Below are 2,778 nucleotides of genomic sequence, written 5' to 3' on the forward strand. Positions count from 1 at the left end.
AGTCCAAAATATCATTAACAAGATATAGCAGATGATTAGTAGATGATTTTAGATTTTTTATATAACTACTCTGCTCTTGAGATGGTTCTTTTGTCTCAAGAATATTGATCAAACCAATCATACTTGCGATTGGTGTTCTCAGTTCATGACTCATTGTTGCTAAAAAATGAGTACGAGCTTGCATAGCTCGCTCCGCTTTGTCTTGTGCTTGAATAAGATCGCTCACATCTGTAAGAACCGTCATGACACCTAATTTGTTATCATCACGATCTTTAATCAGTTTTTTGGTATAGATGAGATCGACAATTGTTCCATCCGGTTTCTTAGTTTGTCGCAAATTATTTTTAGATGTATTGTTTATATCTAAGCCATTTTTTAATACTGTTGCATTTTCTGTTGTTGATTTTTCATATTCATCCCAACTTGGCAACATATTATTCTGATCCCAGAATTTTGAGAATGTCTCTTTATAATTATTATTCCAAAAAACACGCTTATTATTCGTATCTTGCATTAGTAGCATTGATGGTATTGATTCAATAATCTCATTAAGCAAGTCTCTCTGCTGAATGGCTTTTTTCTCTGCATTTTCTCTTCGTTTAACCTCTTTTTTAAGTTGATTACTCCAAAATAAAAATAAGGCAACGATAGTGATTACGATAAATAATGAAATTGATGTCCATAAGATTACTTTACTTTCATCAAATCCTTTTAAAATAACAGAAGGTTGGTATTTTTTCCGTAATTGGCTAATATCTTCTGCTGGAACTGATTTAAGAGCTAAATTTAATACCTGAGCTAATATGTTATTATCTTTATTTATCGCCATGCTAATAGGAAATACAAGATCGTTACCAATATAAGCTACACGAAAATCATTAATACCATAACGTTGCTTTAAATGAGTCATAAATGAACTATAAACAACAATCACATAATCGACTTTTCCTTGTAGTAAGTTATCAATTAGATTCTTGTAGTTGTGGTAACTGTTGATTTTGTAATGATTTTCGTCGGCGTTGATAAAGTATCTTTCGCTTTTTATCATACCAATATTGAATTTTTTTAAATCAGATAGTTTTGAGATTTCAGGTCTATCTTTGGTTGTTATAACAGCATACTTAAGTGTTGTATAAGGTTCAGTAATATTAAAATTCGTATTGTTAATATTATGGGTGTTAGCTATGGGGAAAAAATCTATTTTGTTTTCTAATAATAATTTATGATAATCAGTATCATTATTTGTCTTAATATAATTAAATTCTAATCCTGTCTCCATTGAAATAATATTAAGCAAATCATGGGTAAAACCTTTTTTAGTGTTGATAGAACTAAATGGCACTAAGTTTTCAGGAAGTGTGTAACTAAAAGATGTTTTCTTCAGATCTGGATTTCCAAGAATAACTTTTGTTAATTTATTCTCAGCATTAATATTTTTAGTTTGATTTTTTATTTCATCTCTAATTCTGGTTTCAGAACCTTGTGGAGTAAATTCGATAACCTTATTAAAAATATCACGTAGATAAATGTTATTTTTTTGTATAGCAATATTATGAGTCGAGGCTCGTAGCCAGTCAGCACTAATAATGCGTGCATTTTTTAGGTTATCTTCATGCTGAGACAATACGACATAGTCAGAGAGTATTGCATCTATTTTACCTTGTTTGAATAAAGTTATCGCTTCCATCAGATTTTTGGTTTGCTGTAAATGCTGACCTCCTGCCGTGATTAAAACGTCGCAATAGCTTGAGGCAGAAACACACCCCCATTTTAGATCGGCAATTGCATCGGCATCAAAACCAATAATAGAGTTCTTTATAATAATACCTAAGCTTTCTTGGTATAACGAATGAGTAAACCACATAAGTTTATTGCGGCGAAGGGTTGGTGATAATCCCACCACAGCATCAATCTCATCATTAACTAAAGCATTTTCTAATTCTTTAATTGAGGAATAAGGAATAAATTTTGATTTATTGTTGATTTCTAGAAAATTATTTAGGTCATTAGCATAATCAATATATATCCCTTCTATATCATTATTTTTTTTATGAATATAATAAGGAGGCCAATCATAGTTTAAAACACCATATCTGATTTCGTCTTGATTATTGAGCCAGCTAATTTCTTCGTAGGTGAGAATATTCTCTTTTTGATCAATAGGCGCATAAGCAAAGCCATTTGCTGAAAATAAATAGAGTAGAAGAAGAGTATAAATTTTTCTCATAGTTTAAATCGCAAATGGTTTATAACCATAACCTTAGTATTAAATTCTAAAGGGAGACAGATAGGAGTGATAATTTGTGATATTGATACCAATATCAGTAAAAGTTTTAGAAGGTTAAACCCTAATATTAACTTTGGCTTGGGTATTATACTGTTCCTCATATGCCCCTAGTTTGTTATAGGCAGTATAGTGAGGGTGACAAGTAATCATATGGGGAGCATGATTACTGCTTTTCTTATGAGATGTGCGAGTTTTAAGTGTTTTAAGGGGGAGAGAACTCATTGATATCGTAGGGATCGTAAAAATAGCACTCATAAAAAAACCAATGGCCATGACTGAGATGATTAGCTTAATCGAAAAGATTAAATCGGTGTCATAGGTGTGTCAAAAAAATGGCACTTCTATTGAGTTAGAGTTATTGCATGTGAACTTAGTTAGTCCTAGTATGGAGCGATTAACGTTGTAGATAGATTGGATGATATTGCATGATAAGTAAGGAAAAATGTGCACCAAATGGACCGTTGCTTTCTGAGTTCATTCAGGGATATTGG

General features: G+C 31.5%; 1 protein-coding gene. It reads right to left on the reverse strand.

The window, feature by feature from the left end; all coding sequences use genetic code 11:
* Positions 1-2,227: transporter substrate-binding domain-containing protein (locus I3255_RS13585; RefSeq protein WP_238039281.1), on the reverse strand; the 2,227-nt coding region annotated here is incomplete at its 3' end.
* Positions 2,228-2,778 lie beyond the last annotated feature (551 nt).

This window comes from Psychrobacter sp. Ps6 (assembly GCF_022129235.1).
GTDB lineage: Bacteria > Pseudomonadota > Gammaproteobacteria > Pseudomonadales > Moraxellaceae > Psychrobacter.